The 12,281-nt window shown below is 72.3% G+C and carries 11 protein-coding genes; 5 read left to right on the forward strand and 6 right to left on the reverse strand.

The features are described from left to right. Positions 1 to 288: 288 nt before the first annotated feature. Positions 289 to 1,047 (reverse strand): maleylpyruvate isomerase family mycothiol-dependent enzyme, encoded by a 759-nt coding sequence (locus AB0J68_RS03625; protein WP_354854558.1) that lies wholly within the window; start codon positions 1,045 to 1,047, stop codon positions 289 to 291. Between the two features lie 69 nt (positions 1,048 to 1,116). On the opposite strand from AB0J68_RS03625, the gene AB0J68_RS03630 reads away from it, so the two are divergent. After that, positions 1,117 to 2,199 (forward strand): UDP-N-acetylmuramate dehydrogenase, encoded by a 1,083-nt coding sequence (locus tag AB0J68_RS03630; RefSeq protein ID WP_363935942.1) that lies wholly within the window; start codon positions 1,117 to 1,119, stop codon positions 2,197 to 2,199. A gap of 11 nt (positions 2,200 to 2,210) precedes the next feature. Here the strand turns inward: AB0J68_RS03630 and AB0J68_RS03635 are convergent, their stop codons facing one another. Both AB0J68_RS03635 and AB0J68_RS03640 read right to left on the reverse strand, forming a co-directional pair. Continuing rightward, positions 2,211 to 2,999: a class I SAM-dependent methyltransferase gene (locus tag AB0J68_RS03635; protein WP_355064507.1), complete on the reverse strand. Its 789-nt coding sequence runs from the start codon at positions 2,997 to 2,999 to the stop codon at positions 2,211 to 2,213. Between the two features lie 16 nt (positions 3,000 to 3,015). Beyond that, complete coding sequence (locus AB0J68_RS03640; RefSeq protein WP_363935944.1) at positions 3,016 to 3,780, reverse strand: SDR family oxidoreductase; 765 nt, start codon at positions 3,778 to 3,780, stop codon at positions 3,016 to 3,018. A gap of 207 nt (positions 3,781 to 3,987) precedes the next feature. Here AB0J68_RS03640 and mshA point away from each other — a divergent pair, with 207 nt between their 5' ends. From mshA to AB0J68_RS03655, 3 genes are all read left to right on the forward strand, one after another. Continuing rightward, entirely contained in the window at positions 3,988 to 5,352 is a 1,365-nt protein-coding gene (mshA, locus tag AB0J68_RS03645) for a D-inositol-3-phosphate glycosyltransferase (RefSeq protein ID WP_355135581.1), read from the forward strand. Positions 5,353 to 5,487: 135 nt separating this feature from the next. Continuing rightward, a complete protein-coding gene (locus AB0J68_RS03650) occupies positions 5,488 to 5,997 on the forward strand; it encodes a YbjN domain-containing protein (RefSeq protein ID WP_354854549.1) in 510 nt (169 codons plus the stop codon). Between the two features lie 534 nt (positions 5,998 to 6,531). After that, entirely contained in the window at positions 6,532 to 7,434 is a 903-nt protein-coding gene (locus tag AB0J68_RS03655) for a hypothetical protein (RefSeq protein ID WP_363935962.1), read from the forward strand. Positions 7,435 to 7,803: 369 nt separating this feature from the next. Here AB0J68_RS03655 and AB0J68_RS03660 read toward each other — a convergent pair whose 3' ends face one another. Together AB0J68_RS03660 and AB0J68_RS03665 are read right to left on the reverse strand one after the other, a co-directional pair. Continuing rightward, on the reverse strand, positions 7,804 to 9,093 hold the full coding sequence (locus AB0J68_RS03660) for an MFS transporter (RefSeq protein WP_363935947.1): 1,290 nt from the start codon (positions 9,091 to 9,093) through the stop codon (positions 7,804 to 7,806). Positions 9,094 to 9,210: 117 nt separating this feature from the next. After that, entirely contained in the window at positions 9,211 to 10,485 is a 1,275-nt protein-coding gene (locus tag AB0J68_RS03665; RefSeq protein ID WP_354854544.1) for an MFS transporter, read from the reverse strand. Positions 10,486 to 10,647: 162 nt separating this feature from the next. Between AB0J68_RS03665 and AB0J68_RS03670 the strand changes: the two genes are divergently transcribed. Continuing rightward, complete coding sequence (locus tag AB0J68_RS03670; RefSeq protein WP_354854542.1) at positions 10,648 to 11,415, forward strand: phosphoglyceromutase; 768 nt, start codon at positions 10,648 to 10,650, stop codon at positions 11,413 to 11,415. A gap of 49 nt (positions 11,416 to 11,464) precedes the next feature. Here AB0J68_RS03670 and phoU read toward each other — a convergent pair whose 3' ends face one another. After that, positions 11,465 to 12,118: a phosphate signaling complex protein PhoU gene (gene phoU / locus AB0J68_RS03675; protein WP_354854540.1), complete on the reverse strand. Its 654-nt coding sequence runs from the start codon at positions 12,116 to 12,118 to the stop codon at positions 11,465 to 11,467. Between the last annotated feature and the right edge of the window lie 163 nt (positions 12,119 to 12,281).

Genomic DNA, 12,281 nt, shown 5'->3' on the forward strand with positions numbered 1-12,281 from the left:
CCGCCGGCTGCGGCGGCGGTGACGAGCAGGGCGGTCGTGGCGGCGAGGGCCACCGCGGCGAGGCGGCGGCGCGGAAAGACAGCCATCGGATATGGACCTCTCTCAAGGTGGTCAGGTGGTGGCAGAAGGCCAAGAGAGCGCTCTCACGTCAGGGTGGTGGGTTCCCCGGGCAGTGTCAAGAGAGCGCTCTCTCGAATCTGCGCGGGCAGCACCGGACGCACGACGAGGGCGTCACCCCCGTCGGGGTGACGCCCTCGTCACGTCGGCCGGGCCGCGCCCGGTGTCAGATCAGCCGGTACGCAGGCCGTCGAGCAGCGCGCGGTCGCCCGTGACGTCGAGGGTCTCGAAGCTCACCCGCCCCCAGAGCGCCAGCAGCAGATCGCTCGCGGTGCCGCTGACCTGCGCGCGGGCGTGGTGATCGTCGTGGTCGAAGATGGTCGCCGTGTCGAGCAGCGCCACCCCCTCGCCGCGCAGCCGCAGATACCACTCCTGATCCGCGTCCGTCGCCGCGAGCTGCACCACCCCGTGCCAGTCGCCCTTGACCTGCCGCCGGCCGGCCGGCAACCAGGTGTCCAGCACCTCGCTCACCCCGTCGGCGGCGAGCTTGGCCTCGACCGGTTCACCGGCGGCGATGGCGAGCTGGGCGTCCCAGCGGTGCACCGCCGTCTCGTGTGCCATCCGGCGCGGCCAGAAGCCGGCCTTCTTCGGCTGCGGCGCCCAGTTCCACGCCGGCGCCTCCGGGTCGAGCCCGTCGAAGAGGGTCATCAGCTGGTCGTACCCCTGCTGCCAGAGCTGGAGCGCGCTCAGGCCCGAGGGTGCCACGGACGCGTCCCGGCGGGCCGGTACCTCCGTCTGCCCCGACCCGGCGAACGAATAAACCCAGTGGTAGATGCCCGCGAGGTGCAGGGTGAGATCATTGACTGTCCAGCCCGGACAGGACAGCACGGGTGTCTCCGGCGGCGCCTCGGCGACCGCCGCGGCGAACGCCGGGCCCTCGGCCCGCAGCGCCCCAATCCAGAAGTCCTTGCTGCCCTGCAGTCTGCTCATCGCCATCCTCCCGGGGGTGCCGGGCCACCAGTAGGTGCCACGGCTGCCCATCAGCCTAAGGTGAAAGACGTGTCAGACGCCTACGCCCAGCCGACAACCGAAGCCGATCGTGCCATCCCGGGTCCACTGGCCGGTTACACCACGCTACGGATGGGCGGGCCGGCCAGGCGGATCGTGGCCGCGACCAGCGCCGACGAGATCATCCGGGCGGTCCAGGTCACGGACGAGCCGATCCTGGTCCTGGCCGGCGGCAGCAACGTGGTGATCGGCGACGCCGGCTTCCCCGGCACGGTCGTGCTGGTGCGCTCCCGTGGCCTGCGGGTCCTCACCGAGGACGCCGAGTCGGTCACCGTACGCGTCGAGGCCGGCGAGCCGTGGGACGACCTGGTCGCCGCGACGATCGGCAACGGCTGGGCCGGCCTGGAGTGCCTCTCCGGCATCCCCGGCTCGACCGGCGCCACCCCGATCCAGAACGTCGGCGCGTACGGCCAGGAGGTCGCCGAGACGATCACCGGCGTCGAGGTGTACGACCGGCTCGACGGCACCCGTCGGATCGTCCCCGCGGCAGAGTGCGGGTTCGCGTACCGGGGCAGCATCTTCAAGTACCAGGACCGCTGGGTGGTGCTCTCGGTCGACTTCCGGCTCACCCGCTCGCCGCTGTCCGGCCCGGTGCGCTACGCCGAGCTGGCCCGGGCGCTCGGGGTCGAGGTGGGCGAGCGGGTGCCGCTGGCCGACGCGCGGGCGACGGTGCTGCGGCTGCGCGCCGGCAAGGGCATGGTGCTCGACGCCGCCGATCCCGACACCCGCTCGGTCGGCTCCTTCTTCACCAACCCGGTGCTCGACCGGGCGACGTACGAGCTGCTCCGGGAGCGTGCCGCCGACCTGGGCGAGCCCCCGTCCTGGCCCGGGGCGGACGGCCTGGTCAAGGTGAGCGCGGCCTGGCTGATCGACAAGGCCGGCTTCACCAAGGGCCACCCCGGCCCGGACGGCGTGGCCATCTCCAGCAAGCACACCCTCGCCCTCACCAATCGCAGCGGCACGGCCAGCACCGGCGACCTGCTCACCCTCGCCGGCACCATCCGTGACACCGTGCACGCCCGCCTCGGCGTGACCCTGCACCCCGAGCCGGTCCTGATCAACTGCGCCCTCTGACCCCACCCCGTTCAGGGGAGGGGCCAGGAGAGGGTCAGCTCGCCGTGCCGCCAGCGGTGCGGGCCGTCACGCACGGGCCAGCCGTCGTCCCGCAGCCTGCCCACGGCCCTCAGCCAGCGCTGCCGTGGACCGAAGGTGGCGTAGGGGGCCGCGGCCTGCCAGGCGTCGTCCAGGGCCCGGATCAGGTCGTGCACCGCCTCACCCGGGACGTTGCGGTGGATCAGCGCCTTGGGCAGCCGCTCGGCCAACTCGGCGGGACTGCCCAGCGTGGTGAGCTTCGCGGCCAGGGTCAGCGTGCGCGGGCCGTCCGCGTCGACCAGCAGCCAGCTCGCCAGCCGGCCCAGCTCGTCGCAGGTGCCCTCGACGAGCGCCCCACCCGGAGCGAGAGCGGCGGTCATCGTGCGCCAGGCGTCGGGCACCTCGCGCTCGTCGTACTGGCGCAGGACGTTGAACGCGCGGACCAGCACCGGCCGGAGCCCGGCCAACTCGAAGCCACCCCGGGCGAAGGTCAGGCCGGGCGGGTCGGCGGCCGGCGTCGCGGCGGCCACCCGCGCCGGGTCGATCTCCAGCCCGACCAGGCGTACGTCCCGACGGACCCCGGCGGCCAGCCGGGCCCGCAACTCCACGGCGGTCACCGGCGTGGCGCCGTACCCGAGGTCCACCACCAGCGGATCGACCGCCGCCCGCAGCCGGTCGGCGCAGGTCGCGACGATCCAGTTGTCCACCCGCCGCAGCCGGTTCGGGTTGGTCGTGCCCCGGGTGACCACGCCGAGCGGTCGGCGTCGTGGAGCCCCGCTCATCGGTCCTGTCCCCGGCTCAGGAGACCCGGTGCACCTTGTGCTGCGCCGCCTGCGCCCGTGGCCGGACCACCAGCCGGTCGATGTTGACGTGCTCCGGGCGGGTGGCGCACCAGGCGATGCAGTCGGCGACGTCCTCGGCGACCAGCGGCCCCGGCACCCCGGCGTAGACGGCTGCCGCCCGCTCGGCGTCGCCCTCGAAGCGGACCAGCCCGAACTCGTCGGTCTTCACCATTCCGGGGTCGATCTCGATGACCCGCAGCGGCCGGCCACACAGCTCCAGGCGGAGCGTGCCGGCGATGGCGGTCTGCGCGTGCTTCGCCGCGGTGTAGCCGCCGCCACCCTCGTACACGATCAGGCCGGCGGTGGAGGAGACCACCACGATGGTGCCGGAACCGGACGCCTCCAGCGCCGGCAGCAGCGCCTGGGTGACCCGCAGGGTGCCGAGCACGTTCACGTCGTACATCCACTGCCAGTCGGCGACCGAGCCGGACTCCACCGGGTCCAGCCCGCGTGCTCCGCCGGCGTTGTTCACCAGGAGGGTGACCGGCCCGGGCGCCTGGGCGGCGGCCTCGGCCAACCGGGCCACCGACTCGTCCGAGGTGACGTCGCAGGTCACCGCGGTGGCCTGCCCGCCGGCGGCAGTGATCTCGGCGACCAGGTCGGCGAGCCGTTCGGCGCGGCGGGCGGCGGCGAGCACGTGGAAACCCTCGGCGGCGAGCCGGCGGGCGGTGGCCGCTCCGATCCCGCTGGACGCTCCGGTGACGATGGCGACGGAGGTCATCCGGTCATTGTCGCCCCGGTCGTCCGAGGCCTTGCGATCGGGCGCGGGGCTTCGCCGTGCGGGCCGACGGTTGATGAGGTCCGTCACCCCGGCCGGCCGCGCCGACGCATTTCCGTAGCCCGATGGGGAAGATGACATCCGGCGTACAGGTTGACCGAGAAGCGCCGGTCGTGCGAGACGGCATTAACCGTGACTGAAGGAGCGGACGTGGCGGAACTGCACACCGGTGTCGGTCGTCAGCGAGGTGCCCGACCGTGGCCCCGGCCCCGCCGCATCGCCACCCTGTCGGTGCACACCTCCCCGCTGCACCAGCCGGGGACCGGCGACGCCGGCGGGATGAACGTCTACATCCTGGAGGTCGCCCGGCGGCTCGCCGAGGCCGACGTCGAGGTGGAGATCTTCACCCGGGCCACCTCGGGTGACCTCCCCCCGGTGGTCGAGATGGCCCCCGGCGTGCAGGTCCGGCACATCACCTCCGGTCCGCTCGAAGGGCTGACCAAGGAGGAGTTGCCCGGCCAGCTCTGCGCCTTCACCGCCGGGGTGCTGCGCGCCGAGGCGTCCCGCCCACCCGGGCACTACGACCTGATCCACTCCCACTACTGGCTGTCGGGGCAGGTCGGCTGGCTGGCCAAGGAGCGCTGGGGAGTGCCGCTGGTGCACACCGCGCACACCCTGGCGAAGGTCAAGAACGCCCAACTCGCCGCCGACGACCGGCCGGAACCGAAGGCTCGGGTGATCGGCGAGGAGCAGGTCGTCGCCGAGGCCGACCAGCTGGTCGCCAACACCCGGGTTGAGGCCCGCGACCTCGTCGAGCGGTACGACGCCGCCCCCGACCAGGTCTCCGTCGTGCAGCCGGGCGTCGACCTGGCCCGGTTCCGGCCCGCGCCGGGCGACCGGTTCATGGCCGCCCGCGCCGCCCGCCGCCGGCTGGGGCTGCCGGTCGACGGGTACGTGGTGGCCTTCGTCGGTCGGATCCAACCACTCAAGGCGCCGGACGTGCTCATCCGCGCGATCGCCGCCCTGCGCGAGCGTGATCCGGCCCTGGCCGACGAGGTGACCGTGGTGATCTGCGGCGGGCCCAGCGGCAGTGGGCTGGACCGGCCGACCGCCCTGATCGAGCTGGCCGCGACGCTCGGGGTCGCCGACCGGGTCCGTTTCCTGCCGCCGCGTACCGGCGACGACCTGCCGGCCCTGTACCGGGCCGCCGATCTGGTCGCGGTGCCGTCGCACAACGAATCCTTCGGGCTCGTCGCCCTGGAGGCGCAGGCCTGCGGTACGCCGGTGCTGGCCGCCGCCGTCGGTGGTCTGGTCACCGCCGTTCGGGACCAGGCCAGTGGAGTGCTCATCGACGGGCACGACCCGGTGGACTGGGCCCGCGCCCTGGGCCGCCTGCTGCCGGACCGGGCCCTGCGGGCCAGGCTGTCCCGCGGCGCCGCGCAGCACGCCCGACACTTCTCCTGGGACCGCACCGTCACGGGCCTGCTCGACGTCTATGGCGAGGCGATCGCCGCGCGCCGGGCCCGCCTCGCCGCCGACCTGGCCGGAGGCCCCGCCCTCTCCTGCTCCTGGTGACCGGGGACAGGTCGGTCCCGGTGGTGATCCCGCGCCGATCGTGCCGGTGCTGACCGCCCGCCGATCGTGCTGGTGGGTGCCCGCGGGCCGATCGTCATCCGGTGCGTGGGCCGGGGCGGTCGTAGAGTGGGTCCGGTGAGCCCGAAGAGCGATCTTGCGACCCTGATCGAGTCGGTGTGTGCCGAACGTGACCTGGCCTGGGAGTCGACCGGGCCCGGCTCGTACGCGATCACCCTGCCGGGCACCCACAAGCTCAAGACGATCTGCAACCTGATCGTCGGTGAGCACGCGCTGCGGATCGAGGCGTTCGTCATGCGCCAGCCCGACGAGCGGCGCGAGGAGCTGTGGGCCTGGCTGCTGCAGCGCAACGCCCGGATGTACGGGGTCTCCTTCTCCACCGACGCGGTCGGTGACGTGTACCTGACCGGGCGGGTCAACCCGGCCGGTGTGGACGCCGACGAGCTGGACCGGCTGCTCGGTTCGGTGCTTACCTACTCCGACGAGTCCTTCGACACCATGCTGGAGATCGGCTTCGGCAGCTCGATCCGGCGCGAGTACGAGTGGCGCGTCAAGCGCGGCGAGTCGACCGCGAACCTGGCCGCTTTCGCCCACCTCTTCGAGCCGTCCGGCCCCGGCCCCGCCTGACAACTGGCGTTCGGCGGCTCCACGCGCGGGGGCCTGCGCCCCGACTGCGGGGGTTTATCAGGCGGGCTTCCGGGCCGAGGTGGTGGGACGCCTCCTTTGCTCTGCTTCAACCGACGCAACACTTACGGGCTCCGAGCGTTGCCTGGGTGTAAGCAGAGCAAAGGACGTGTGGGGTACGGGTGCGCCCGGCTCAATCCCTACCCGTCACAGCGGGCGGCGACGCACGGAGGGTTCGGACTGCCCTTGCTGGGTATGCCGCACCGCGCGGTGCGGCAGAGGGACCCCCGCGCGCCGAGGACGGAGTGTCGAGGAGCGGAGCATCCCATGGCTCAGCGGAACAGCTCAGGTCGCGGCGGGACTGCGACCAGGACCAAACGGCAGGCCGGCAACCAGAGCCCGGCGACACCCGGGATCTCCGAGTCGGAGATCTCCCGGATGCGGGTGGACGACATCCGCGGGCAGTTGCGCAAACGCGGGGTCTCTGGGATCTCCGCGATGCGCAAGCCTGACCTGGTGAAACAGTTGGTGCGTTCGATGCGTTCGGACGCTGGTGGGGCGGGCCGGCGCAGTACCGGACCGGCTGGTCGGGCCGCCGGCACCAGGGCGTCGGCCGGTCGGGCCGCCGCGACGAAGAAGTCGGCGTCGAGGGCGGCACCGAGTCGCGCAAAGGCGGCGCCCGCGAACAAGAGCGCTCCCGCGAAGCGGGCTGCCGCGAAGAAGACGACCACTGCCGCGAAGCGGACCACCGCTGCGAGCAGGTCGACCGCCGCGAAGCGGACGACCACCGCACGGACGTCGACGGCGGCCCGTAAGACGGCCGCGGCGAAGAAGACGACAGCGGCCAGGTCGACCGCCGCTCGCAGGACGTCGACGACCGCGCGTGCCGCGCCAGCGCGAAAGGCGCCCGCGAAGAAGGCGCCGTCGCGACCGGCTGCCACGCGGGCCACGGCGAAGGCGGCGCCGGCGAAGCGGGCGGCTCCCGCCAAGCGGGCCACGGCGAAGCGGGCGACGCCGGCCAAGCGGGCCACGGCGAGCCGGCCGGCGGCTGGTGGCACGACGGCCGGTGGGATCCGGACCGGACGGGGCAGCGGACGGTCGGTCCGCAGCTCGCAGGTGATCTCGTCGACGGCGGACCGGCCGGAGCGGCCGGGACGGAGCCTGATCACCGCGAATCACGAGGTGATCCAGCGTTGGGCGCGGGAGCGTGGCGCGAAGCCGGCGACCATCGCGGGCACCGAGCGGGACGGTCGGGCCGGAGTGTTGACCTTCAACATCCCCGGATACCGGGAAAGCAGCCGGATTCGTGAGATCCCCTGGGATGAGTGGTTTCACACGTTTGATCTGCGCCGGCTCAACCTGATCTATCAGGAGCAGATGCGTGACGGCCGGCAGAGCAACTTCTTCCGGACCGAGTCACCCGATCGTGAGGACGGCTGAGGTGTTTGAGGGAATGCCCGACGGGTACCCGGCTGTTGCCACAGACCGAGGCCCGAGCTGGGGATACTCGTCAGTTGTGACCGGCGAGACACCCATCTGGGTTGAATCCAGAATCCGGCCGAACTAGCTTTATTGCACCGCGCCACGCTTGGAAACGTTCGGGGGAGCGGCGGATCGATCAGATCCGCGCACCAGGCGAGGTGCGAGGGGACGGGTGGATCAACCGTTGGGGGACGGTGCCCACCTGTTTGGACCGGCGGCGCGAGCGGGCGATGCTTACGGGGGTGAGTGTTGCCCGCCGCCGCCGGCCCCACCGGCGAGCGCCCACCATGACCTTCGGGACATGGTGGGCGCTTTGCCGTCGTACGGTCAGCCCGTCTGGACGCGGTCCCCGCGCGGCGCCGGCTCCCGGTCGACCATCCGGCGCATCGCGGCGACGTGCCGGTCACGGGGCGGCCCGGCCAGCAGGTGCCCGAGCGCGGCCAGCAGGCCCAGCCCGCCCACGATCAGCCAGTGCCGGTCACCGAGGTGCTGCAGGCTCACCCCGCCCAGGGTGGGTGCGACGAACGCCGCGGCCGGGAACGTCAGGTAGAAGACCGACTGGTACCGGGCGCGCAGTTGCGGCGGCGCCAGATCCGCGTTGATCTGCGCGTTGGGCGGCGCGGCGAGCATCGAGCCGACCGTCCAGACCACCGCCGCACCGAGGTAGACGCCCAGGTGGTCGGCGACGGCGAGCACGCCGAAGCCGACCGCCAGCAGGGCCGTGGAGATGGCCAGCACGACGTCCTTGCGGTGCCGGTCGATCAGCCGGGGCACGAACAGTTGCCCCAGCACGATCAGCGCGCCCCCGAGTGCCACCACCGCCCCGTACGCCGACGGTCCCAGACCGTCGGCGCGCATCGCCAGCGGCATGATCGTCGAGGTCTGCAGGGTGAGGACGGCCAGCACGAAGGTGAGCCCGACGAAGATCAGGAAGGTCCGGTCGGTGAGCGCGGTGTGCAGCCCCTGTCGACGGGAGCGGCCGGCCCCCTGCTGGCCGGCGGGCGGGAGGGGCGCGGCCGGGCCGGCCCGTCGCAGCGTCTCCGGCACCTTCCAGGCGATGACGGCGGCGGCGGTCAGCGTGGCGCCGGCGTCGACCAGGAACAGTGCGGTGAAGCTCGCCTCGGCCAGCACGCCGGCGAGCAGCGACGCGACGGCCATGCCCAGGTTGAACGCCCAGAACTGGAGGTTGAACGCGCGTGAGCGGCGCTGCGCCGGCACCACGTCGACGATTGCCGCCACGAAGGCGGGGCTGGGCATCGAGTGCACCACGCCGACCAGTGCGGAGAGCGCCGCGATCAGCAGCAGGGGCCGGCTGAAGGCCAGTGCCACCATCAGGGCGGCGGTGGCCAGGTGGGCGGCGAGCAGGGTGGCCCGGCGACCCCACCGGTCGGCCATCACCCCGCCGAGCAGCGCGCCGGCCGCCCCGCCGGCCCCGTACGCCCCGACCACGGTGCCGGCCACCGATTCGCTGGCGCCCCGGGCGTCGGTCAGGTAGAGCGACAGGAAGAGCATGGCGAACGCGCCCGCGCGGTTGATCAGCAAACCCGCCCAGAGGTACCAGAAGGTGGCGGGTAGCCCGCCCGCGGTGTCCTGCCACCAGCGCCGCAGGGCGTGCATCCGACCTCCCGACAGTTCGGTTTCTTAACCGTTTCTCCTGGACGGTAGGAAGTCGGGCCGGGTTGCGCCAGTCGGGTTCCTGATCGTGAGCCGTTCGTCTCAGCGGTCACATCGGGCTCAGGCTGCCGCCTCGGCGGGCTGCGACGCCGCTGCGCGGGTGCTGACCGGTGCGGACGCGTCGGCGGCGTGGCGCAGCGCGACGGCACGCCGCTCCCGGGCCGGACCGGAGGCGAGGTGGGCCACCGCCGTCAGTACGCCGATCACGGCGCAGCCGAACCAGAGCGCCGCGTTGCCGACGTGCTCCCGCACCAGGCCGCCGAGAATCGGCGCGCTCGCCCCGGCGATCTGCCAGGAGAGCCCGAACACGCCCTGGTAGCGACCGCGCAGCTCGGCAGGTGAGAGCTCGGCGATCAGCGTGGAGTTGGACGGCGAGTTCAGCATCTCGCCGACCGTCCAGATCAGCACCGTCAGCCCGTAGAACCAGGCGCTGCCGGCGAACGCGGTCAGCCCGAACCCGACACCCATCACCACGGCGGCGAGGGCGAGCACCTGCGAGCGGTTCCGACCCCGGATCAGTCGGGGCACGAAGAGTTGGCCGACGACGATGAGCAAGCCGTTGAGCGCGATCACCGAGCCGTAGGTGGCCGGGCTCAGGCCGGAGTCGCCCATGGCGATCGGCAGCATCGAGATGTGCTGGAGGAAGACCATCGCGGCGAACAGGTTCAGAGCCACGAAGCCGAGGTAGACCCGGTCGCTGAGGATGGTGCGCAGGGCGCCGCGCGGGGCCGTGGTCGCCGCGACGGTGAATCCGCCGTGCCGGGTCTCCGGCACCCGGGCGAAGATGATCAACGCGGTGATCAGCATCGTGCCCGCGTCGACCACGAACAGCAGCAGGTAGTCGGCCTGCGCGGCGAGACCGGCGAGGATGGCGGCGCAGGCGAAGCCCAGGTTGATCGCCCAGTAGTTGAGCGAGAACGCGCGCAGCCGGTCCTTGGCCGGCACCACGTCGATCATCATGGCCCCGAACGCCGGCCGGGCCGCCTCGGCGAACATGCCGAGCAGCAGCGCACCCAGCGCCACTGCCCAGAGGTCACGGGCCAGGCCGAGGGCGAGCATCATGGCCGCCGCGCCGACATGCGCGGTGAGCAGCGTCGGTCGGCGGCCCCACCGGTCGGCCAGGGTGCCGCCGGCGGTGGTGCCGACGGCGCCGCCGACACCCCACAGGCCGAGCACCAGGCCGGCCTGGGAGGGGGAGAAGCCGCGTTCCTGGGTCAGGTAGATGGCGAGGAAGACGAGGACGAACGAGCCGAGCCGGTTGATCAGAGTCCCCGACCACAGGTACCAGAAGGTGGCCGGCAGGCCGCCGGTGGTGTCCCGGAACCAGCTCCGCATCGTCCGCACGTGGTGCCCCCGCTTGCAAGTAATGACCGATGTGACTGCAGCGCCTTACAACCCTAGTGGCGGTCGGATTCACAGGTCATCCGCTTTATCACGTGGTGGTCGTCACGACGGGTGCCCGCGTGTCCGGTACGGGGTTGAGGCAGGATGATCCGCATGACTGCGAGCGAGGGGCCCACCGTCGGGACGCTGGTCCTGCTGCGGCACGGCGAGAGTGACTGGAACGCCAAGAACCTCTTCACCGGCTGGGTGGACGTCGACCTGACCGAGAAGGGCGAGGGCGAGGCGCGGCGCGGCGGTGAGCTGCTGCGCGAGCACAGCCTGCTGCCGGACGTCGTCCACACCAGCGTGATGCGCCGGGCGATCCGCACCGCCGAGTTGGCGCTGAACGCCGCCGACCGGCACTGGATCGCGGTGCGCCGGTCGTGGCGGCTCAACGAGCGGCACTACGGCGCCCTACAGGGCAAGAACAAGAAGCAGACCCTCGACGAGTACGGCGAGGAGCAGTTCATGCTCTGGCGCCGGTCGTACGACACCCCGCCGCCGCCGATCGCGGACGACGACGAGTGGTCGCAGGTGGGCGACCCGCGCTACGCGCTGCTGCCGACCGAGCTGATGCCGCGTACCGAGTGCCTCAAGGACGTCGTCGAGCGGATGCTGCCCTACTGGTACGACTCGATCGTGCCGGACATCCTGGCCGGCCGGACGGTGCTGGTGGCCGCGCACGGCAATTCGCTGCGCGCCCTGGTGAAGCACCTCGACCAGATCTCCGACGAGGCGATCGCCAAGCTGAACATCCCGACCGGGATCCCGCTGCGCTACGACCTCGATCCGCAGCTGCGCCCGCTCACCCTGGGTGGCACCTACCTCGACCCGACGGCGGCGAAGGCAGCCGCCGCCGCGGTCGCCAACCAGGGCCGCTGAGAGCAGCGAAAGGGGCCCCCGCGACGCGGGGGCCCCTTTCTGACGGGTGTCAGTTGCCGGTGGGCGTGCTCTCACCGGTGATCAGGTAGATCACGTGCTCGCCGGCGTTGACCGCGTGGTCGGCGAAGCGCTCGTAGAAGCGGCCCAGCAGGGTGGCGTCGATGGCGGTCTCCACCCCGTACGGCCAGTCGTCGCCGAGCAGCACCGAGAACAGGCTCTTGTGCAGCTCGTCCATGGCGTCGTCGTCCCGGTCCAACTCGCCGGCCAGGTCGACGTCGGGCTTCGCCAGCACCGAACCGATCTTCGCCGCCATCCGGTCGGCGATGTCGGCCATCTCGGTGAAGATCGTCCGCAGCTCGGCCGGTACGGCGGGCGAGGGGTGCCGCCGCAGCGCCGTCTTCGCCACGTGGTCGGCCAGGTCGCCCATCCGCTCCAGGTCGGCCGCGACGTGCAGCGCGGTGATCATGGCACGTAGGTCGGAGGCGACCGGCGCCTGCCGGGCGAGCAGGTCACACACCCGCTCCTCGACGTGCCGGTAGAGGTCGTCGATCTCGGCGTCCCGCTCGATGACCGTCTCGGCGGCCTGCCGGTCGGCGGTGAGCAGGGCCCGGGTGGCTTGGCGCATGGCAGCGCGGACGCCCTCCGCCATGTCCACCAGCAGTTGGCTGACGATCTGGAGGTCGGCCCGGAACTCGTCGCGCATCATCACGTCCTGTGGTCGGTCGCCGCCGACGGGTGCCGGCGCAGGGGTTGAGCAGGTGCGACGCTAACGGTAGGGCGCGTGAACGGATCCCGGATGAACCACGGTGAACGACGCCAGACGTGGGGGTGAACACTTCCGGAAGTGCGGGTGGTTCGTCCCGTTC

This window comes from Micromonospora sp. NPDC049580 (genome assembly GCF_040675595.1).
Lineage (GTDB): Bacteria > Actinomycetota > Actinomycetes > Mycobacteriales > Micromonosporaceae > Micromonospora.

What these genes read in the sequence shown, in the direction of transcription:
- AB0J68_RS03625 (WP_354854558.1), bottom strand. Translation starts at nt 1,047, where the DNA reads ATGAGCAGACTGCAGGGCAGCAAGGACTTCTGGATTGGGGCGCTGCGG.
- AB0J68_RS03635 (WP_355064507.1), bottom strand. Translation starts at nt 2,999, where the DNA reads ATGAGCGGGGCTCCACGACGCCGACCGCTCGGCGTGGTCACCCGGGGC.
- AB0J68_RS03640 (WP_363935944.1), bottom strand. Translation starts at nt 3,780, where the DNA reads ATGACCTCCGTCGCCATCGTCACCGGAGCGTCCAGCGGGATCGGAGCG.
- AB0J68_RS03655 (WP_363935962.1), top strand. Translation starts at nt 6,532, where the DNA reads ATGCGTTCGGACGCTGGTGGGGCGGGCCGGCGCAGTACCGGACCGGCT.
- AB0J68_RS03660 (WP_363935947.1), bottom strand. Translation starts at nt 9,093, where the DNA reads ATGCACGCCCTGCGGCGCTGGTGGCAGGACACCGCGGGCGGGCTACCC.
- AB0J68_RS03665 (WP_354854544.1), bottom strand. Translation starts at nt 10,485, where the DNA reads ATGCGGAGCTGGTTCCGGGACACCACCGGCGGCCTGCCGGCCACCTTC.
- AB0J68_RS03670 (WP_354854542.1), top strand. Translation starts at nt 10,648, where the DNA reads ATGACTGCGAGCGAGGGGCCCACCGTCGGGACGCTGGTCCTGCTGCGG.
- phoU (WP_354854540.1), bottom strand. Translation starts at nt 12,118, where the DNA reads ATGCGCGACGAGTTCCGGGCCGACCTCCAGATCGTCAGCCAACTGCTG.